The organism is Enterobacter sp. MGH 16, from assembly GCF_000493175.1.
Classification (GTDB): Bacteria; Pseudomonadota; Gammaproteobacteria; order Enterobacterales; family Enterobacteriaceae; genus Enterobacter; species Enterobacter roggenkampii.
On the sequence record NZ_KI535695.1, the window covers coordinates 4,523,036 to 4,543,319 of the forward strand.

Genomic DNA, 20,284 nt, shown 5'->3' on the forward strand with positions numbered 1-20,284 from the left:
GGTGGCTCCTTAGGCGGGCAGCGGGAAAACGGCGTTGACCTGGCCGGTGCCGGAGCTGGCGAACAGCTCGGTGAGAAACTCCACCTTGCCGTCGTATTTGTCCCAGCCGAGCATCCCCAGCAGCATCACCGTGTCGTGCATATTGCCCTCGCCGTAGCAGTAGTCGGCGTACTCCGGCAGCATGCTGCAGAATTCTTTGAACTGACCCTCGCGCCACAGCTTCACCACGCGCTCGTCCATCTGGCGGTCGAACTCCCGGGTGTAGCTGTTCATCCCTTCTTCCGCGCGCTGGTCGTCGATAAAGCGGTGCGACAGCGAGCCGCTGGCGAGCACCGCCACGGTGCCGTCATATTTTTCGATGGCGCTGACGATGGCCTCGCCCAGCCTGCGGCTGTCGGCGAAGTCGTGAACCGTGCAGAACGCCGAGATGGAGACCACTTTGAAGTGCTTATCCGCGTTCATGTAGCGCATTGGCACCAGCGTGCCGTACTCAAGCTTGAGGCTCGGAATGTTGTGCGCTTTGGCGCGCACGCCACGCTTCACCGCCTCGTCGGCGATCAGCTGGCCGAGTTCCGGGTTGCCGTCGTAGTCGTAGGTCATGTCGCGGATAAAGTGCGGCAGCTCGTTGCTGGTGTAGACGCCCGAAAAATGGTCCGCACAGTTGATGTGATACGCGCTGTTCACCAGCCAGTGGGTGTCGAAGACGATAATGGTGTCGACGCCCAGCTCCCGGCAGCGCTTGCTGATCTCTTTGTGTCCGTCGATGGCGCCCTGGCGGCAGCCGTGGTTTTTGCCCGGCAGTTCGGAGAGATACATCGACGGCACGTGGGTGATTTTTGCCGCTAACGCTAATTTGCCCATTTTCAGATCCCCCACTTTGGAATCGGATGGTCGCCCATGGAGATGCAGACGTTCTTCATCTCCGCGAATACCTCGAAGCTGTACTCGCCGCCCTCGCGGCCGGTGCCGGAGGCCTTCACGCCGCCAAACGGCTGGCGCAGGTCGCGCACGTTCTGGGTGTTGACGAACACCATGCCGGCTTCAATGCTGCGCGCCAGGCGCAGCACTTTGCTGACGTCCTGGGTCCAGATGTACGATGCCAGGCCGTACTCCACGTCGTTGGCCAGGCGCAGCCCTTCCGCTTCGTCCTTGAACGGCAGCAGGCAGGCCACCGGCCCGAAGATCTCCTCCTGCGCCACGCGCATGCGGTTGTCGACGTCCGCCAGCACGGTCGGACGCAGGAAGTTGCCGCCCTTCAGGTGCGCAGGCAGATCGGTCGGTTTGTCCGGGCCGCCCGCCAGCAGGGTTGCGCCTTCCTCAATGCCGAGGCGGATATAGCCGGAGACCTTTTCCCAGTGCTGTTGGCTGATGAGCGCGCCAATCTGGGTGTTCGGATCGGTCGGGTCGCCCACGCGCAGGCGGCTGGCGCGCTCGGCAAAGCGCTTGACGAATTCCGGGTAGATGCTCTGCTGGATAAAGATGCGCGAGCCCGCGGTGCAGCGCTCGCCGTTGATGGAGAAGATGGTGAACAGGGCGGCGTCCAGCGCGCGCTCGATATCCGCGTCTTCAAAAATCAGCACCGGGGATTTGCCGCCCAGCTCCATGGAGTACTTCTTCAGCCCGGCGTTTTTCATGATGTTGCGCCCGGTGGCGGTGCCGCCGGTGAAGGAGACGGCGCGCACGTCGTGATGCCGCACCAGCGCATCGCCTGCCGTCGCGCCGTAGCCCTGCACCACGTTCAGCACGCCCGCCGGAATACCCGCTTCGAGGGCCAGTTCGCCCAGACGGTCGGCGGTCAGCGGGGAGAGCTCGGACATCTTCAGCACCGCGGTATTGCCTAAGGCCAGACAGGGCGCGACCTTCCAGGTGGCGGTCATAAACGGCACGTTCCACGGCGACACCAGCGCGCAGACGCCCACCGGCTGCACCAGGGTGTAGTTGAGCATCTTGTCGTCGACCGGGTAGGTCTTGCCGTTCATCTGCTGGCACACCTCGGCGAAGAATTCGAAGTTGTGCGAGGCGCGGGGGATCAGCACGTTTTTGGTCTGGTGGATCGGCAGGCCGGTGTCGGCGGTTTCCATGGCGGCGAGCTCCGGCACGTTCTGGTCGATCAGATCGCCCAGACGACGCATCAGGCGCGCGCGCTCCTTCATCGGCAGGTTGGCCCACTTCGGAAACGCCTCTTTGGCGGCGGCAACGGCCTGATGGATTTCGGCTTCGCCGCCGGCGGCCACTTCTGCCAGGACCTCGCCGGAGGCCGGGTTAGTGGTGTGGAAGTAGTCGCTGCCCGCGACGTTTTTACCGTTGATCCAATGGTTAATCTTTTTCATTTTGCCGTCTCCTCACTCACAATTCGGTTCACCAGGCGTCCCACGCCTTCCACTTCCACCACCACCTCATCGCCCGGCACCACGTCGGACAGCCCCTTCGGCGTGCCGGTGGCAATCATGTCGCCCGGCTGCAGGGTCATAAAGTCGCTCAGGTAGGCGATCAGGTACGGGATGCTGAAGATCAGATCCGCCGTGGTGCCTTCCTGGCGCAGCTCGCCGTTGACGAAGGTGCGCAGGGCGAGGTTGTGCGGGTCGGGAATGGCCTCTTTTGGCACGATGTTGGGGGAAATGGGGGTCAGCCCGTCGCGGCTTTTCACCCGCAGGTTCGGGCGGTAGTAGTTTTCCAGGTAGTCGCGGATGGCGTAGTCGTTGCAGACCGTGTAGCCCGTAACATAGTCCATCGCCTCGGCTTCGCTCACCTTGCGGGCGGTTTTGCCGATGACCACCACCAGCTCCGCTTCATAGTGCATGTACTCGACGTTGTTCGGGCGCACCGAGGTCTGGTTGTCGCCGTTGAAGGTGTTCGGCGCTTTGATAAAGACCAGCGGCTCGGTGGGCGGCTTGAAGTCCAGCTCGCTGGCGTGATCGGCATAGTTCAGGCCGAGGGCAAACAGCGTGGCGTGCGGCGGCGTGCTGTGCGCAATAGTGACGTCGCGCTCGTCCACCACCGGGTTTTCCAGCGGCGGAAACCCTTCTGCCAGAATACGCACGCGATCGCCCGGGCGGATCTCAACGCGGCTGTGCGGGGTACCGAGCAGGATCGCATCGCCGGGATTAAGGGTGGCGAACTCGCTCAGGGCGCTCAGCAGTTCGGCAGCGTTACGCTGCAGATCGGCGGTGTTCCAGTGGTCCGCTTCGCGGCCGTTGATCTCGGTGATGATGGTCAGGCTATCCACGTTATCAATGGCGACCGGTTCGCCGAGCGGGCAGAATCCGTCGCGGCATTTGGCCTTGATGGCCGGGCGGTAGAAGCTCTCTTCCGGCAGGCTCACCTCGTTGGCCAGCGCATATCCGGCGATGTACGCCGCGGCGTCCTCCACGCGTACCTTACTGGCGGTTTTACCCACCACCAGCGCTACCGTGGCGCCGCTCAGCACCGTTTCCCCCTGCGGGAACGGAATGGGGTCGCCTGCACGGATCACGGTGTTATGCGGTTTGATAAACCACACCGCCGTTTTCGGCGGCGTGTTGTAGGGGGCTTTTTCAAACGCCTCTCGCCAGGCTTCGCGCTGGCTCTGATGGTTGAGGGCGACGGCAAAGACGGTACCTTTCATTCACATACTCCTCAGGCCGGAGGTCCGGTTTGGATTTCATTAATATGTTAATGATCTGGTTTTATGCTTTTGCTGATTATTTCGCAATCAGAAGTGAAAGATTTGTGATACGAATAACAATAAATTTACATGTTGGTGTTTATTGATATTAAAATCATAGAGTTAATAAACTTAGTGGGTTTCTGTTAGACTTTTTGACGGAAAACGTGTTGTTTATAAAAGCATCTTATATGAATTGTTTACGTGTTAATGATGTGAAGGGGAGAGGCTATGCATGATTCATTAACCATCGCGCTGCTGCAGGCGCGGGAAGCGGCGATGTCCTACTTCCGCCCGATCGTGAAGCGCCATAACCTGACCGAGCAGCAGTGGCGCATTGTGCGCGTGCTGGCTGAACATCCGTCGATGGATTTTCACGATCTGGCGTTTCGCACCTGCATTTTGCGCCCGAGCCTCACCGGCATTCTGACGCGCATGGAGCGCGACGGCCTGGTGCTGCGCTTAAAGCCGCTGAACGACCAGCGCAAGCTGTACGTCTCGCTGACCAAAGAGGGCAATGCGCTGTATGAGCACGCCCAGGCGCAGGTGGAGGAGGCGTATCAGCAGATTGAGGCGGAATATACGCCGGAGAAGATGAAACAGCTGACGGCGCTGCTGGAAGAGTTTATTGAACTCGGAAACCGACATAACGCAGCGCGGGAAGAAGAGTAAAAACCACAAATTTCAGGATGAATTTCGTAAAGTTTTCCCTTTCCAGGCCGAAAATTCTGTATCTGTCTGAGGAAAGAGAAAACATGTTAAACCGTATCAAGATTGTCACCAGCTTAATGCTGGTTTTAGCGATATTTGGCCTTTTACAACTCACATCCGGTGGTCTTTTCTTTAATGCTCTGAAGAATGACAAAGAGAATTTCACCGTCCTGCAAACCATTCGCCAGCAACAGTCCACGCTGAACGGCAGCTGGGTTGCGTTGCTGCAAACCCGTAATACCCTGAACCGCGCGGGTATCCGCTACATGATGGATCAGAGCAATATCGGCAGCGGCGCGACCGTGAACGATTTGATGCAAATCGCGTCTGCGTCTCTGAAACAGGCGGAAAAAAACTGGGCTGCCTACGAAGCCCTGCCGCGCGATCCGCGTCAAAGCGATGCGGATGCCATGGAGATCAAGCGTAACTATGATATTTACCACGGCGCGCTGGCGGAGCTGATCCAGCTGCTGGGCGCGGGCAAAATCAACGCCTTCTTCGACCAGCCAACCCAGAGTTACCAGGACGGTTTTGAGAAGCAGTACGTGAGCTACCTGCAGCAGAACGACAAGCTGTACCAGATGGCGGTCGAAGACAGCAACAGCTCCTACAGCCAGGCTATCTGGGTGCTGATGGGCGTCCTGATTGCCGTGCTGGTGGTGATTGTCGCCGTCTGGCTCAACATCAAGCAGACGCTGATCTCTCCGCTGAATCGTCTGATCGACAACATTCGCCATATCGCCAGCGGCGACCTGGTGAAGCGCATTGAGGTTCAGGGCACCAACGAGATGGGTGAACTGGCCGACTCGCTGCGCCATATGCAGGGCGAGCTGGTGCGTACCGTTGGCGACGTGCGTAACGGCGCGAATGCGATCTACAGCGGCGCGAGTGAAATCGCGATGGGCAACAACGACCTCTCCTCCCGTACTGAACAGCAGGCCGCTTCCCTGGAAGAGACCGCTGCCAGCATGGAGCAGCTGACGGCGACCGTTAAGCAGAACGCCGAGAACGCCCGTCAGGCGAGCCATCTTGCGCTGAGCGCCTCTGAAACCGCGCAGAAAGGCGGCAAAGTGGTGGACAACGTGGTGCAGACCATGCGCGATATCGCGGGCAGTTCGCAGAAAATCGCCGACATTATCAGCGTGATCGACGGTATTGCTTTCCAGACCAACATCCTGGCACTGAACGCGGCGGTAGAAGCGGCGCGTGCGGGCGAGCAGGGCCGTGGTTTTGCGGTGGTGGCAGGTGAAGTGCGTAACCTGGCCCAGCGCAGCGCCCAGGCGGCACGCGAGATCAAGAGCCTGATCGAAGACTCCGTGGGTCGCGTGGAAGTGGGTTCAACGCTGGTCGAAAGCGCCGGTGAAACCATGGGTGAGATCGTGAATGCGGTCACCCGCGTCACGGACATCATGGGTGAAATCGCCTCTGCGTCTGACGAGCAGAGCCGCGGTATCGACCAGGTCGGTCTGGCGGTAGCTGAGATGGATCGCGTGACCCAGCAGAACGCCTCGCTGGTGGAAGAGTCTGCCGCAGCGGCAGCCGCACTGGAAGAGCAGGCAAGCCGTCTGACCCAGGCCGTGGCGGTGTTCCGCATTCAGCAGGAGCAGATGAAAGCGCGTGAGTTCGCTTCTGCGAAAACCGTTGCAGCACCGGCGATGGCGCGTAAAACGGTTACCGCTGATGCTGGTGATAACTGGGAAACGTTCTAACGCCGTATGTTGTGCCGGGTGGCGGCTGCGCCTTACCCGGCCTACGGTTTGTGGTTTTGCCGGGTGGCGGCTGCGCCTTACCCGGCCTACGGTTTGTGGTTTTGTAGGCCCGGTAAGCGCAGCGCCACCGGGCGATATTACAGAGGCAGGCGCATGGCGCAGCGCGTTTCATACGCGAAACCGTGCGCCGTCTCTTCTTCCCTTTTCTGACGCAGTTCAGGCGTCAGGGTCGTCATTTTTTCAAACCCCAGCCGCGCATAGAATGGCGCATTCCACTGTACGTCCCTGAACGTCGTCAACGTCAGCGCTGTCATCCCCCTGTTACGGGCATGGTCTGCCACGCAGGCGATGAGCTGCCTGCCGATCCCTTTTCCCTGCCAGTCCAGATCAACCGAGAGTTCGACAATAAACAGTGAAGACGGATGGGCTTCGGCAAGGATAAACCCGACGGGCTGGTCGTTTGCCAGCGCCAGCCAGCTTAACCCGCGTTCGACATAGTCGAGGTGTTGCTCAGCGGAAATGACCTCGCCATCGGCAAGCCAGGCGAGTGCCGGGAAGTCACGGAAGCGCTCGGCCGCCGCGCGTTCAATGGCGGGCAGGGCGAAAACGTCGACAGGACGAGTGGGTCGAACGGTGATGTTAAGGTCGACCATTAGCCTGCACGACTCACAATTTTAATTTCAACCATGCCAATTCCGATCTCGCGCGGCGAATGCCCAAGGATATTTCCCTCATTCGTGGACTGCGGGTCCGGCGGTACAATCACCAGGGTATTGCTGCGCGAAGGGTTCTCAAAATGCAGCGTTTGTGTGCTCACGTCGTTTCCAAGCGTTAACGTCTGCTCCCGATCGCCCACGCGCACGGGTACGGGCTTGTTAGCATTAGGCCCATAAGCCCTGGCGGTGATCACCAGATCAAATTGTTCAGGCAGGGGATGGGTGTACTCAATTTTCACCTCATTGCCCAGCTGCGCGTTGGACCAGCGTCCCCAGGACTCCGGCCGCGAGATGCCGCTAAACTGTTTCACTTCTTCCGGCGCGCCGGCCACGTTAAAGATAAAGCTGTCCGCTTTGTAGCGAATATCGTTGTCGACGATTTTCAGCATGTCGACGTTACGCTGATAGCGCGCGGTATCTATCACCGTATCTTTAAAGGCGGTTTTGCCCTTCCACTGCGCCTTATCCACGTGCTGAACGGTTTGTTCTCCGCCAAGCTGGCCCTGCGAGACGCACCAGTCGGTCGAGAGCGCCAGCGGCTGCGACCAGAGCTGGCCCATTTTGTAGCACCGGTCGACCCAGACGAAGTTATCGCGTGGCGCAAAATCGGCCAGCTGGTAGCGCAGCGGCGCGGAATATTCGCTTTCCGGCAGCGGCTCAACGCGTCCTTCCGATACTCGCAGCAGCAGCGGCAGACGGAAGTTGCTGCCCGAGAAGGCAATGGTGTTTTTATCCCGATCGACGGTGAAGTCTTTCATCTCTTTCGGGAAGTTCCACAGGCGGATGATGTCTGGCTTCCAGGCGAGAATTTTTTCCTTCATGTTGAGGAACACTTCCGACAGGGATTGCCCCGACAGCGTGCTGCGGCCCAGGCCAATAAAGTTGTCGCCGCCCAGAATGTCCAGCACGGTGGCGCCGTTATCCATGGAGTTGCGTTTGGTGGCGATCTCCTCCTGCTGCGGCTTGTCGCCGCGCAGGACGAAGAACAGGTTGCTGCGATCCTGCTTGTTGAGCTGATCCCACGCGCTGTTTTTCATCGCCAGATGGTCAGATGAGACGACGATGACGGTATTTTTAAACCAGGGCGAGGCTTTGATTTTCTCGACCAGTGCGGCGATGTGCTCCTGACTGCAGGTGACGGCGCTGAACGATTTGTTGTTTTTGCCATCAATCTCATAGCTTTTGCGCTTACAGGTGCGCGAGACAAACCCGTCCGGATGGTGGGTATCCACCGTCAGCGCAAAGAGAGAGAAACGCTTGCCCGCGCGGGACAGCTCCTCGAATTTCTTCCAGGTTTCGTCGAGTACCGTATCGTCATAGAAGCCCCAGTCGTTGCGGTAGCTCGGATCGGCAACCGTCGTTTTTAACTCTTCTGAGCCGTACAGGTGGTCAAAACCGTGGGATTTCAGGAACACATCTTTTCCGGCGAAGCGCAGGTTTGCTCCCTGCATAAAATAGTTTTCGTAGCCGGAGTTTTTCAGGATATCGCCGAGGCAAATATTCTGCGGGAAGAAGGTCGACATGGAGGCTGAGGCGTTACCTTCAAAAGGCGCGAACAGCGGGATACCACACTGGGAGGCAACCATCCCGGCAATCGTATAATCCGTGCCGGGCAACTGCATGGTGTGGCTGAAATCGAGACCTTCATTTTTCAGCGCGCCCAAATCTGGCGTCAGGTCCGGGAAGGCATCGTTATCAAAGTAGGTGCGCTCCAGGCTTTCACCGTAGATATAGACCAGATTGAGCGTCGGGTTGGCGATCGTTTTCGACGGCTCTTTGTAGTAAGCCGCGAAATCCGGATCGCCATCGCGCGACTGGGATTTCACCAGCTCGGTGATCTGATGGAACGCCGGGCTGGCGTCGACGGAGGCCAGCGCCAGGAATAACGCCAGCAGGCTGTAGCCATGATGGTGTGGATGATGGCGACGGCGACGCAGCACCCAGGCCAGCGCGCCAAAAATCATCACCAGCGCGACGATAAGGCCGAGCCCCGGAAGTATGTACTTACCCACACCTGCGCCCGTCAGGCTGTTCGTCAGGGTGTAGAGCACCGCATCGTTAATACCGTCACCGGTAAAGTAATCGCTGGCGTATAAGGTAATGTTTAAAATAATAAAAATGCCGAGCACCACCAGCGTGGCGATAAACCACCAGGTGTGACGGCCGGCTTTCCAGGCGTAAACGCCGACAGAAGCCAGAAAAAGGATAAGAGACAAGAATTCTGACAACAGCATATCCTCATGACGCCAGGTGCTTCGCTGGCTAACTGTTTATTTTTTGGGTGATACAATGTAATTGCGATGTCGTTAAGCTGCAATTTTAGTGTCACGAAAGTGTGCTGTTGTTAGGATTTGGTTTAGAAAATCGTTTTTATGAAGATGTGCACATCCTGACAAACGGACGCTGAGACGGTGGCAGGCAGGAAAAACGCTCATTTAGCGCCGCGCTGCAAGACTATCGCACTAAACGCGGCGTGTTGTGGCAGAAAATGGGGTGGATCAGGAGATGAAATTAACGCCTTGTTTCAGCACCAGATCGCAGGCTTTGGTTTTCACCTGTTTGGCCAGAGAAGAGTTGCCGAGGGTGCTCAGGTTAAGCTGCTGACCGTTCTGCGCGTTAAGCAGGCCCTGAATGCCGTCCATGTAGTTGGTGTCCGCTTTTTGCTCCTGAGTATCCAGACCCAGTTTACCCAGCACCTGGTTTTTTACATTTTGCGCGTCGGTCACGGAGGCCAGCTTTTGCTTCGCGCAATATTCCAGAATCCCCGCCGCGTTGTTCATCGTCCCCGCGCTCAGGCTCTGGGAACTGTTGCCCAGCAGGCTGGTGAGGGAAGAGGCGGAGAGTCCGCCCTGCGTGCTGCTGCTCTCTTTGGTCAGCTCATTTGCTGCGCTTGACAGAGACTCCTGCCAGGACGCCGCCTGCGCTGCGCCGGTTACCAGCAGCGCGCCTAAAAAGGTGCTGATTAGAATCTGTTTTTTCATCATGGCTCTCTCAAAAAGGTCCGTTTTGGGCCGAAGGGGTTCCAGTATATACCTGCGACCTGTCGGCGATTCCTGGAACTGTCTTAATACTCTTTCCCGGTGACGCGGCTGCGGTAACTGTCCCAGTCGAAGATGACATACAGGCTGTTACCCAGCTTCATGCGGTCCATGACGCGTTCCCCCAGCAGGCGGGTCATCTCGTCGATGTTGTGGTTCGTCAGCATGCCGGTGGGGCGTTTGGACGAGGAGCGGCGATCGACAATCTGGTTGATGATGACTTTTTCATAGCGGGATTCCGTCTGAACGCCAATCTCATCGATGACCAGCAGGTCGACGTTACTCAGATCGTTAAGCAGCTGTTCTTCGCTGGTTTCACGGTTGCTGAAGGTGTCTTTCATTGCGGACATGATATCGGCCACGGTGATGATGAGGACCGATTTACCGCGCAGAAGCAGCTCGTTGCAGATGGCGGCAGCAAGGTGGTTTTTGCCGGTGCCCGGCTTGCCGCTAAAGATGAAGCTGGCGATATTGCCGTCGAATTCATCCACGTACTGCCGCGCGGCGGCGAGCGCGTTCATCTGCCCGGTAGTCTCAATTTTATAGTTATCGAACGAGCAGTTCTGGTGCAGGGGACGAATACCGGAACGGTTAAAGGTGCGCTGCATTTTCATCGCCCGATTTTCGCGGGCGAGCGCTGCGGCGCGGATCTTGCCTTGCTCTTTTTGCCACGCCAGCAGCTCTTCACCGGTGGTGAAAGCAGGCTTCACGTTGGCAGGCATCATTTTTTGCAGACGTTTCATCAGGTCGCCGACGTTCTTCATTTCGCACCTCGGAATCCGCTGGGGATCTGTTTATCCGGTTCTGAAAAGGCATTGATATCACGTTTTGGCTGGCCGTTGTTGCCGGCGCGGGTAATCTGGAGATGACGCGCGAGCTTTTGCTGCCACTGAATATGGGTGAACACTTTACCCTCCGCCTGCCACCAGGCGGTAAACGCGGCAAGCTCTTCCGCTGTGGCGGGTTGGGTTAACGCAATGCCCCACAGCGCGGCCTGCCGCTGAAAATCTGCATCTGGCTGCCAGCCCGCATAGAGGGCAAACTTACCCATCGGAACGGTCACGGGAACGTTAACCGGTTCATCAAAGAACTGGGTATCCAGCGTGACATCGCTTGCCGGGCGTGCCAATTGCGCTTCGATCTCCAGAAGCTGTGCCAGACGTTCCGGTGTGATTGCGTAAAACGCTGGCGCGTTGTCGGCAAAAACCGCAACCGTGCCGCCTTCGGCGTGGGTCAACACACCGCGTGGGTCGCGCATAAAGGCATCAATACCAGCAATGCTGGTGGTCAGAATTCTGGAGGACATAACGCTTACTCTACTGATTACTACGGGCGTGATAGGGGCTTATGGTAGCACAGAGAGGGGAAAGGAAAGGAGGGGATTTCCCCGGTGGCGCTGCGCTTACCGGGGCTACAGTCGTAGGCCGAATAAGCGCAGCGCCATCAGGCAGTTATCACGCAATGATGTTCAGCGTGACGTCGATGTTGCCGCGGGTCGCGTTAGAGTACGGGCAAACAATGTGTGCCGCATCGACCAGCTTTTTAGCTTCCGCAGGATCCATACCTTCAACATGGATGTTCAGTTTTGCTTCGATACCAAAACCGGTAGGCAGCGGGCCAATACCCACTTCGCCTTCAATAAAGGCATCTTTTGGCAGGGTAAATTTGTCGCGTGCGGCCACGAATTTCATCGCGCCCAGGAAGCAGGCAGAGTAGCCCGCGGCAAACAGCTGCTCAGGGTTCGTCACCTCTCCCCCCATGCCGCCCATCTCTTTTGGCACACCCAGTTTGACGTCCAGTACGCCATCGGAGGAGGTGGCACGGCCGTCACGGCCACCGGTGGCTTTTGCTTTGGCGGTATAAACAACTTTTTCTAAAGACATGGCAGGTTCCTCATCTTGTTTTAACGTGTGCTATTAAATAGCGTGCGATATATATGGGTAAATAATCACGCGTAAAGTATAGCGTTACGCGCGGTGTAGCTGTTGTCGCAAAAGTTCGAGCTGCTGTTTGAGCGCCAGCAAGGTGTCTGTATCACACTGCGCTGCGCAACCTACCGCATGGGGGATACCCAATGCCTGCTGCTGGAGTTCACGTCCCGCTTCACTCAGGGTGACGGCGACCTGACGCTCGTCTTTGCGCGAACGGTGGCGGTTGATGAGCCCGGCGCTTTCCAGACGTTTCAACAGCGGCGTCAGGGTCGCAGAGTCAAGGAACAGCCGTTCACCGATGTCCGACACCGTCATATCATCCTGCTCCCACAGCACCAGCATCACCAGATATTGCGGGTAGGTCAGGTTCAGCGGTGCCAGCAGCTGCCGGTACAGCTTGTTAAGCGCCAGGTTTGCCGAATAGAGGGCAAAGCAGAGCTGGTTATCCAGCTTGAGCGCAGCGGTTGCATCGTTCGTTTTCGCGTTCATGAGGTGAATATAGATAGTGTACGATTTAATTGCAAGCAATTTTATGGGCAGGTGTAACGGAGCGCCACCTGAACGGCCATTTTACGGTAGTGCTGGCGCTGCGCCTGCTCGTCTGCGCCTTCTTCAAACAGCAGCGTAAAGGTGTAGCTGTTGGCAACGTAGTGAAAGCTGAAGCTGCTTATCAGACGATGAAGATCGCGGGCGTCAACCGTCTCACTGAAGAGCTGTTTTTCTTTCCCCCGGCGCAGGATCTCCTCCAGCAGATCGAGCGCGCTGCGGTTGACCTGGCGGAGATAGCTCGACTGCTGCATAAAGCGGCCGCGCTGCATGTTTTCCATGCAGATAATCCGGATGTAGTCAGGGTGGTCGGCATGATAGTCAAAGGTGGCTTCAACCAGATTGACCAGCGCTTCGACCGGGGGCATTCCCGTCAGGCTTAGCGCTTTTTCGCTGGCGCGAATCTGGGTGTAAACATGTTCAAGTACGAGGAGATAGAGGTTCTCTTTATTCTTGAAATGGTAAACCACCATGCGTTTGGTGGTGCCCGCTTTCTCTGCGATCTGCTCCATCCGTGCACCGTTCAATCCATACTCGGCAAAAAGCGCGATGGCGCTCTGAAAGATTTTCTCTTTCAGGCTGGATTCTTCACTGTGCTCGGGGTGTTCGCTGCCAGGGTTAGCCACATCCTTTCCTTATTTTCACCAAACGGACCAGACGGATTATCTCCACGGCAGCGAAATAACACAAATATCAAACGCGTGGGCGTTTACGGTACAGCCACAGGCCGGGGATCGACAGCCCGATGGAGAGCGCGCCGACAATGGACGAGGCCTTAAGAAAGTTGCTGAGAAGAAGGATCATCTGAGGCTCGGTATAGCCAAAATGGCTGATTTTCACCGCGGAAATCATCGCGGTATAGGCCGATATCCCCGGAAACATGGGGATCACGGCCGCAACGGTGAATACTTTGGGATGCGCCAGATACCAGCGCGACCACTGGATGCCGATACTGCCGACCAGCATGGATGCCATAAATGTTGACCATTCGATGTTAAAACCCGCCGTCATCATCACCATTCGCGAGCCATGGCCAATCGCGCCCAGCAGCGCACACCACGGCAGCGCGCGTTGCGGTACGTTAAATACCATCGCGAAGCCGACGGCTGGAATGGCGGCCAGAAGCATGTCCTGCGCCAGCGCCAGCAGAAAATCGATCACGCCCATCCGCGTAATCCCCAAAGTGTCATGGCCATGACCACGCCGATGCAGGTCGCCAGCGTCAGCAGGCTGGCGATAGCCCAGCGAGCCAGGCCGGTATTGATGTGCCCTTTAAACATGTCGGCGACAGCGTTGATCAACGGAAAGCCCGGGACCAGCAGAAGCACGCTGGCGGCCATGGCAACGGTCGGCGTGTTGGCAAACAGCGGCAGGCGCAGCAGCAGACCGGAAACCGTAGTGGCGACAAACGCGGTAATGCAGAAGTTAATTTGCGGATGCAGCTGCCGATGCGTCAGCAGCTGGCGAACATACATGGCGATACTGCTGGCGAAAAAGGTGATGATTGCACCGTCCCAGCCGCCTTTGTTGAGCTTACAAAAGCAGGCGCACGAGAGCCCTACCATCACCACGACGAGCCAGCGCGGATAACGTAATGGCTTGATCTGGTTGAACCGTTTTTCAATGTCACTGAGATCGAGAAGCTTATGTTCTGCAAGGATGACAATGTGCTGCACTTCGGTCACGACGTGCATGTTGATGCCGCGGTCATGGTTTTTGCGCGTGGAGGTCAGGCACTGACCGTCCTTGATTGTGGTCAGCACAATGGCGTTGGATGAGATTGCGCTTTCGACGCTGTCCATCCCTAGCGCCAGCCCCAGCCGGGTGGAAAGCTCCTCAACCAGCGCGCTTTCCGCGCCGTGCTGGAGAAGAAAAAGACCGCACTGAATACATAGCCGCGTGATAGCACGCTGCGTTGACCGCTCTGCCTGCATGTATTGTCCTTGAAAAAGATGGATAGCTATCTGTTAACCCATAGTGGGTACTTTTAGCACAGAGTGCAGTCCCTCTTGCTGTGGGCCAGATCAAGGTTTGTGCAAACAGTTGCAGTCCGTGTCGTGGAAGGGGGAATGGATTAATTTATCAATACCGTGAATTATAAATACCAAAATATAAAATATTTGTATTTAGTTATTCTAATTTTATATTGTCGTTATTTTAATGTCTCCACAATTAATTTTTGTTTCGCTTTGTGAGATATTACTGCTGTTTAGGCATTTCTTAAACTAAGCATACATCTCATCTTCTGCTTGTATTAACCAGTCTTACACTCAGGGACGAAAATACTCATACGTTGATGCGTTTTAACGTTACTCATCAAATGAAAAATGGACACGGAGGGTCTATGTTGTCATTGCATGGTAAGCATGGCGTTGTCATTAGCCGGATGCCCGTGATGCAAAACGGGTTAGGGGGCCTGATGGCACGTCATTTCCCCGAATTTGAATTGAGCTATTGCCGCTCATTGCAGGAATTAACGCTGCTCCAGTTGCGCCGCGCGGACGTCATTATTGCCGATATTTCAGGCGAATACAGAAACCCTCGGGGAGCGCTTGAAGAGTATTACGGTTTATTAAATCAATACCGGGATATTCACTGGATCTTTTTAGTCTCGCGGCCGCTTTACCCTATTGCGGTTGAGTTACTTATGCGCCCGGAAAGCACATTGCTTTCTGACATGGAGCCTATTGAAGGCGTGGTTAACGCTATTCGGGCCGGTAGCGAGCGGGCAGAGCGGATTAGCCAGACGTTATTAACTCCGGAACCTCAGAGTACGGAGAATGAAAATGAACACGTTATCGCGCTCACGCACTCCGAACGTAAGGTCCTGCGTCTGTTAGGGAAAGGATGGGGGATTAACCAAATCGCCACATTGCTCAAGAAGAGCAATAAAACCATCAGTGCGCAGAAAAACAGTGCGATGCGACGGCTGTCATTACGAAGTAATGCGGATATGTATGCCTGGATCAACAGTACACAGGGAATGAGAGAGCTGAGTTTGCTATCAGCCTATGGAGAGTTCGAGGAATGGAAAAAACCGATTCAACAAGACATATCGCCATCATCGAAAATTGCGCGATGAGTGCCGTCGGGCTACAGCATCTTTTTGCGATGCCCGGCCTGAGCCATTATCAGCTACACCTGTTTAGTGAATTTGACAGTTTTAAGAATGCACTTCATCACGTTAATTTTTTCTCACTGATCTACTCCCTTTCCGATGCGCGAGAGGAGCGCCGTAACTGTCTGGCGCACCTGCGGGATCTGGCGTTTACGCACGGTCATATCCAGCGCATCATTTTGGTTTCTGACGAGATGGAAGCACGGCTAATTAGCCATCTTTCGCCATCGCGCCTGCACGGAGTTGTCAGTAAATCGGTGACGCTTGAGCATCTGCAGAAGGAACTCGTGGAGTTGCTCAGCGAAACGCTGCGCATCAATGACAATATGCTGAATCACTGGTACCGGAGTCAGAACAGGATGCTAAGCCCCACAGAACGGGCAATATTGCGTTATATGTCCTGCGGGTATTCCATCCCTGAAATCGCGGCACAGCTTGAACGAAATATTAAGACCATTCGGGCACATAAGTTTAATGCGATGGTGAAACTGGGCGTGAATTCAGACGTAGGGTTGCTCGATGCGGCGGATATTATTACGCATCTTCCTGCAAGAGAGCCGCAATGTTTGGCTCTCCTCACGCCCACATTTTTATAACCCGTCTTTTGCGCGCCAGATACACTCTGGCGCGTCAATCAGATACAGACATCCACCCATTTTGCGGAAGTCAGTTCTGCCATTCTGTCAGGTGAAATGCGCACAGCGCTGTGAATTGCGCCTGCGGCGGGCAGCACTTCGGCGTACTGCTTCAAAGAGATATCGCAATATACCGCGAGCGGGTTTTCCAGTCCGAACGGACATACACCGCCAACGGGATGACCGGTAATGGTCACCACTTCATCACTGCTGAGCATGCGCGCTTTGGCACCGAACGTGTCTTTGAGCTTTTTGTTATCCAGACGCGCGTCGCCTTTCGCCACCACCAGGATCACCTCATTTTTAACCTTGAGTGAAAGGGTCTTGGCGATTTGTCCCGGCTCGACACGATGGGCGGCAGCAGCCAACGCAACGGTAGCAGTACTTTGACTAAGCTCAATAACGTCTATATCCGGCGCGTTGTCGGCAAAAAACTGCTGTACAGACTGCAAACTCATTGTTTCCTCCTGACAAATATCCTGCGTAATCTTTCATAAGAATTTATGCTCTGTAAATATCTCTTAAGTAACAAATACCCCAAACGGCTGATTTCTGGATCCTCTTCACAATCACAGAAACCGGTTACAGTAACCGGTTGCAGAGCGCGGAGCGTAGATTAATACTGAGTACGTAACGTCCCCTGTATCCAATAATAAGAGCCAAATATGAAACCATTTCGTCTGAGCAGTACCGCTGGTTGGCAAGCCAGCAAGGTTGTGAAGCTGATGTATGGAACAACGTGCGGCGCGTATGTGCCCGTAACAAACGTCTGACAGGAGATCTGCCATGTCTGCCAACCATGCTGCGTTTAATCTGATATTCCGTTTCGTCGAAAATTACGTCAGCCCGATAGCCGGGCGGATCTCTTCCCAGCGTCACGTTATGGCGATTCGTGACGGGTTCATCTCCGCGATGCCGTTTATGATTGTGGGTTCTTTTTTGTTAGTCTTTGCTTACCCACCTTTTTCGCCTGATACCACCTGGGGTTTCGCCCGCGCCTGGCTGGATATGGCGAAGCAGTTTGAAGGCCAAATCCTGACGCCGTTTGATATGACGATGGGCATCATGTCCATTTATATCTGTGCCGCCATTGCCTATAACCTTGGCAAACACTACGTCAAATCTCATCAGCTGGACCCCTTTATGTGCGCCATGCTGTCGCTGATGGCGTTTCTGCTGGTCGCGGCACCAAAAACCAAAGGCACGCTCCCTGTCGACAGTCTGGGGGGAACGGGCATTTTTACCGCGATTCTGGTGGCGATTTATTGCGTTGAGATGATGCGTTTCCTCAAAGCGCATAACATCGGCATTCGTCTGCCGGACCAGGTCCCGCCGATGATCAAAAACTCTTTTGATCTGCTGATCCCGGTGCTGGTGGTGGTGGTGACCCTTTATCCTCTGAGCCTGGTGATTCAGTCTCAGTTTGGCATGCTGATCCCGCAGGCCATTATGTCGGTCTTTAAACCTCTGGTTTCCGCGGCAGATTCCCTGCCTGCGATCCTGCTGGCCGTGTTGATTGGTCATCTGCTCTGGTTCGCCGGGATCCACGGTGCCGCCATCGTCTCCGGGATGCTGCAGATGTTCTGGCTGACGAACCTTGGCGCAAACCAGACCGCGCTGGCCGCCGGTCAGCCTTTGCCGCATATTTTTATGGAAGCGTTCTGGACGTTCTTTATCGTGATTGGCGGGTCGGGCGCCACGATGGGATTGGTGATTTGCTATCTGCGTAGCCGTTCAGCGCATTTACGCTCTATCGGGCGTTTGAGCGTGGTACCCAGCTTCTTTAACATCAACGAGCCGGTCATTTTCGGTACGCCAATCGTGATGAACCCGGTGTTCTTTATCCCGTTCCTGCTGGCACCGATGGTTAACGCCGTGCTGGCGTGGGCGGCGATGACCTTTGATTTGATCGGCCGCGTCATCTCCGTGGTTCCCTGGACGGCACCGGCGCCGATAGGCGCAGCGTGGGCCCTGGGCTGGGATTTCCGCGCGGCGATTCTGGTTGTGGTTCTGGCCTGCGTATCGGCGATCATCTACTTCCCGTTCTTCAAAGTGTATGAGAAGCAGCTGCTGGAGCAGGAAGCGGAAGAAGCGCAGCGTAGCGCGGAAGAGGACAATCAGCAGGTGGCCTAGGTAAAAGCAAAACGGCAACGAAGGTTGCCGTTTTTTGTTTTTGTCGGCCCGGTAAGCGAAGCGCCACCGGGCAAATCACTGCTCTACTTCAGCGTGCAATCCCCACACTGCTTAACGTCCGGCAGGCGATAGCGCTGGCAGCAGGTGCGGCGAACCAGAAGCCCATCACGGAGCACGACGGTACGGAATAGCGGGTTGTCACGGCCATCGGAAAGCTGCCTGGCAAAGAAGCAGGACTGACGCAGGGCCTCAACGTTCTCATCACCGAGAAGCGGCTTCATTTCCGTTAAATACCAGTGGATTAAATAGCCCGTATTGCTCCAGATAAGCTTCCCATTAATCTCTCCCGTCGCTTCCAGCGCTTCCACCACCGGGATCAGGGCCTGCGTGATGAGCCGCCCCATACGTTCCTGAGCAGTGAGGCGTTCAGCGCTGTGGTCTTCGTGGAGATCAATCCAGAAACAGGCTGCACGTCCGGTTTCGTGAAACTCGACGTGGAAATTATCCGGCGAGAGTTGAAGCATGCTCTTCTGTGTTAACAGCGCCAGCATGAGCGGAGGCACCATCAGCCCGATATACCACTGCGCCCAGAGGGAGAGCAGGGGTTTATTTTCCCGCGTAAGGGTAGGCTGATTGCGATAAATATGGTCGGAATAGGTGGCCAGCAGCGATTGTAGCTTAGACGGTTGGCGCCACTCTGAGAGCGTCATCGCGTGGGACGGGGGCGCTTCATCAAGCCGGATAAAGTCCAGCAGGTGGGCGCGCGTTTCCGCAATCTTTTCCCGTATCGCATCTGCAAGCGAAGCATTCCCGCTGGTGAGCGGCGCTCGCCAGAGGAGAGGTTCGACGATGTGTGCGGTATGCGTGGCCATAGTATAGATAGAAATCTAAATGATAATGATTGCCAATCCTAACTATTGCTCATACCAATGGCAAGACTTTTGTCCTGGTGAACTCGTCGGTAGGGTTATGCCGTCTGAATCTCTTCGCTTAGCAGAATGTTATTGCGTCCCATATGCTTTGCTTCATAGAGGGCTTTGTCCGCTTTTTCCAGCGCGCCTTCCACGTCTTCATCCTCGAAAATGGCGATGCCAATGCTGATAGTGACGTTTGTCGCGACGCTTTCGTTAAACAGATGCGGGATTTTCAAATCATACACTTTCTGACGGATCCGCTCGGCCGTCTGGCGAGCGTGTTCGAGTGAAATGTTGGTCAGCAGCACCATAAACTCTTCCCCACCAAAACGCGCCACAATATCGCGAGAACGCACGGCGTCGCGGATTGCCGCAGAGACGCGCTTCAGCGCCTGGTCGCCCATCATATGGCCGTAATGGTCGTTATAGGCTTTGAAGTGGTCGATATCCATCAGCAGGACAAAGTGTTCGCCATTTTCTACCGTGGGCAGATTCTCCAGACGGCTTTGCAGACCGCGACGATTATAGAGCCCGGTAAGCGGGTCCATCATGCTGAGGTCGGTAAGGGGTTCTCGTTCTTCCAGAAGGCGAGAGAGCAGCTCCTGAGCGAAACGGTCGTTGCGTCTTTGCAAAATGTTATGAATAGCAATTGCCACCACAGGAAGTGCGAAAGAATAGGTCATTCGCAGCCATATATCGTGATCGCTTAACCACAGGCAGACAATAAAGGTGGGCAATGAATGCAGCGTAAACGCTTTGATATTACTGGCGAACGCCAGCGTGCCGATAAAAAGTACCGTTAAAAGAGCAATTAGCAAATACGTCGCATGGTCCTGAGTAATTAAGGCGAATTTGGAGACAATTTGCCAGGCCCATAAAATACCGAAGATCGCTGAAACGACAGGAATATTTATCTTCCGCGCGCGCTTTCTCCAGTGCCAGACGAACAGGCCAGTACTGATGGCGAAAATAGCAATCAGAGGGGCAGAAAACAGGCGTACAGAATTGAGCGGATTTGTTACCGAGAACACTGCCGAAGTTGCGTTCAGAAATAAAAATAAACGTAACGATAATTGATATTTTCTGTGAACCAAAGACCGCCAGGATTGTGATGTCATAGTCGCGTGTTTTTATTAAAATTTAATTAAAACAGATAAATAGGTGTTATTTCGCAATAAAATATGCAAAAA

The 20,284-nt window shown here is 55.4% G+C and carries 21 protein-coding genes; 5 read left to right on the plus strand and 16 right to left on the minus strand.

The window, feature by feature from the left end; translation table 11 throughout:
* Positions 1 to 9: 9 nt before the first annotated feature.
* From hpaD to hpaG, 3 genes are read right to left on the minus strand one after another with little or no spacing between them, the layout of a single operon-like run.
* Positions 10 to 861, minus strand: a complete 852-nt coding sequence (gene hpaD, locus L362_RS01835) for a 3,4-dihydroxyphenylacetate 2,3-dioxygenase (protein WP_008502109.1) — start codon at positions 859 to 861, stop codon at positions 10 to 12.
* Positions 862 to 863: 2 nt separating this feature from the next.
* Positions 864 to 2,330, minus strand: coding sequence for a 5-carboxymethyl-2-hydroxymuconate semialdehyde dehydrogenase (hpaE, locus tag L362_RS01830; RefSeq protein ID WP_023345390.1), 1,467 nt, complete (start codon positions 2,328 to 2,330; stop codon positions 864 to 866).
* On the minus strand, positions 2,327 to 3,604 hold the full coding sequence (hpaG, locus tag L362_RS01825) for a 4-hydroxyphenylacetate degradation bifunctional isomerase/decarboxylase (protein ID WP_023345391.1): 1,278 nt from the start codon (positions 3,602 to 3,604) through the stop codon (positions 2,327 to 2,329). Before hpaG ends, hpaE begins: the two co-directional genes overlap by 4 nt.
* Positions 3,605 to 3,874: 270 nt before the next feature.
* Between hpaG and hpaR the strand changes: the two genes are divergently transcribed.
* Positions 3,875 to 4,315, plus strand: coding sequence for a homoprotocatechuate degradation operon regulator HpaR (gene hpaR, locus L362_RS01820; protein ID WP_008502106.1), 441 nt, complete (start codon positions 3,875 to 3,877; stop codon positions 4,313 to 4,315).
* 83 nt (positions 4,316 to 4,398) lie between these two features.
* Positions 4,399 to 6,063, plus strand: coding sequence for a methyl-accepting chemotaxis protein (tsr, locus tag L362_RS01815; protein WP_021240604.1), 1,665 nt, complete (start codon positions 4,399 to 4,401; stop codon positions 6,061 to 6,063).
* 137 nt (positions 6,064 to 6,200) lie between these two features.
* Here the strand turns inward: tsr and L362_RS01810 are convergent, their stop codons facing one another.
* From L362_RS01810 to L362_RS01765, 10 genes are all read right to left on the minus strand, one after another.
* Entirely contained in the window at positions 6,201 to 6,716 is a 516-nt protein-coding gene (locus L362_RS01810; protein ID WP_023345392.1) for a GNAT family N-acetyltransferase, read from the minus strand.
* Complete coding sequence (opgB, locus tag L362_RS01805; RefSeq protein ID WP_023345393.1) at positions 6,716 to 9,007, minus strand: phosphatidylglycerol--membrane-oligosaccharide glycerophosphotransferase; 2,292 nt, start codon at positions 9,005 to 9,007, stop codon at positions 6,716 to 6,718. The genes L362_RS01810 and opgB overlap by 1 nt, the downstream gene beginning before the upstream one ends.
* Positions 9,008 to 9,277: 270 nt before the next feature.
* Positions 9,278 to 9,760 (minus strand): YjjA family protein, encoded by a 483-nt coding sequence (locus L362_RS01800; protein WP_021240596.1) that lies wholly within the window; start codon positions 9,758 to 9,760, stop codon positions 9,278 to 9,280.
* An 83-nt stretch (positions 9,761 to 9,843) separates the two neighbouring features.
* Positions 9,844 to 10,581, minus strand: a complete 738-nt coding sequence (dnaC, locus tag L362_RS01795; protein ID WP_008502094.1) for a DNA replication protein DnaC — start codon at positions 10,579 to 10,581, stop codon at positions 9,844 to 9,846.
* Positions 10,578 to 11,123 (minus strand): primosomal protein DnaT, encoded by a 546-nt coding sequence (gene dnaT, locus L362_RS01790; RefSeq protein ID WP_021240595.1) that lies wholly within the window; start codon positions 11,121 to 11,123, stop codon positions 10,578 to 10,580. The genes dnaC and dnaT overlap by 4 nt, the downstream gene beginning before the upstream one ends.
* A gap of 148 nt (positions 11,124 to 11,271) precedes the next feature.
* The gene (locus L362_RS01785; RefSeq protein WP_023310299.1) at positions 11,272 to 11,700 is read right to left on the minus strand and encodes an organic hydroperoxide resistance protein; all 429 of its coding nucleotides are present in this window, start codon (positions 11,698 to 11,700) and stop codon (positions 11,272 to 11,274) included.
* A gap of 84 nt (positions 11,701 to 11,784) precedes the next feature.
* Positions 11,785 to 12,237 carry a MarR family winged helix-turn-helix transcriptional regulator gene (locus tag L362_RS01780; protein ID WP_023293337.1) on the minus strand — a complete coding sequence of 151 codons (453 nt, stop codon included), beginning with the start codon at positions 12,235 to 12,237 and terminating at the stop codon, positions 11,785 to 11,787.
* A 41-nt stretch (positions 12,238 to 12,278) separates the two neighbouring features.
* Complete coding sequence (locus L362_RS01775) at positions 12,279 to 12,920, minus strand: TetR/AcrR family transcriptional regulator (RefSeq protein WP_008502090.1); 642 nt, start codon at positions 12,918 to 12,920, stop codon at positions 12,279 to 12,281.
* 67 nt (positions 12,921 to 12,987) lie between these two features.
* Complete coding sequence (locus L362_RS01770; protein ID WP_020885295.1) at positions 12,988 to 13,461, minus strand: threonine/serine exporter; 474 nt, start codon at positions 13,459 to 13,461, stop codon at positions 12,988 to 12,990.
* Positions 13,452 to 14,228, minus strand: coding sequence for a threonine/serine exporter family protein (locus tag L362_RS01765; protein WP_023345394.1), 777 nt, complete (start codon positions 14,226 to 14,228; stop codon positions 13,452 to 13,454). Before L362_RS01765 ends, L362_RS01770 begins: the two co-directional genes overlap by 10 nt.
* Before the next feature lie 410 nt (positions 14,229 to 14,638).
* Here L362_RS01765 and L362_RS01760 point away from each other — a divergent pair, with 410 nt between their 5' ends.
* Both L362_RS01760 and bglJ read left to right on the plus strand, forming a co-directional pair.
* A complete protein-coding gene (locus L362_RS01760; protein ID WP_008502087.1) occupies positions 14,639 to 15,376 on the plus strand; it encodes a helix-turn-helix transcriptional regulator in 738 nt (245 codons plus the stop codon).
* Entirely contained in the window at positions 15,373 to 16,008 is a 636-nt protein-coding gene (gene bglJ / locus L362_RS01755) for a DNA-binding transcriptional activator BglJ (RefSeq protein WP_032622978.1), read from the plus strand. Before L362_RS01760 ends, bglJ begins: the two co-directional genes overlap by 4 nt.
* Before the next feature lie 38 nt (positions 16,009 to 16,046).
* On the opposite strand, the gene L362_RS01750 is transcribed toward bglJ, so the two are convergent.
* Positions 16,047 to 16,505, minus strand: a complete 459-nt coding sequence (locus tag L362_RS01750; protein WP_008502085.1) for a YbaK/EbsC family protein — start codon at positions 16,503 to 16,505, stop codon at positions 16,047 to 16,049.
* Between the two features lie 328 nt (positions 16,506 to 16,833).
* On the opposite strand from L362_RS01750, the gene L362_RS01745 reads away from it, so the two are divergent.
* Entirely contained in the window at positions 16,834 to 18,180 is a 1,347-nt protein-coding gene (locus tag L362_RS01745) for a PTS cellobiose transporter subunit IIC (protein WP_008502084.1), read from the plus strand.
* A gap of 83 nt (positions 18,181 to 18,263) precedes the next feature.
* Here the strand turns inward: L362_RS01745 and fhuF are convergent, their stop codons facing one another.
* Positions 18,264 to 19,052: a siderophore-iron reductase FhuF gene (fhuF, locus tag L362_RS01740; RefSeq protein WP_023345395.1), complete on the minus strand. Its 789-nt coding sequence runs from the start codon at positions 19,050 to 19,052 to the stop codon at positions 18,264 to 18,266.
* 95 nt (positions 19,053 to 19,147) lie between these two features.
* Entirely contained in the window at positions 19,148 to 20,212 is a 1,065-nt protein-coding gene (locus L362_RS01735; RefSeq protein WP_023345396.1) for a GGDEF domain-containing protein, read from the minus strand.
* Positions 20,213 to 20,284 lie beyond the last annotated feature (72 nt).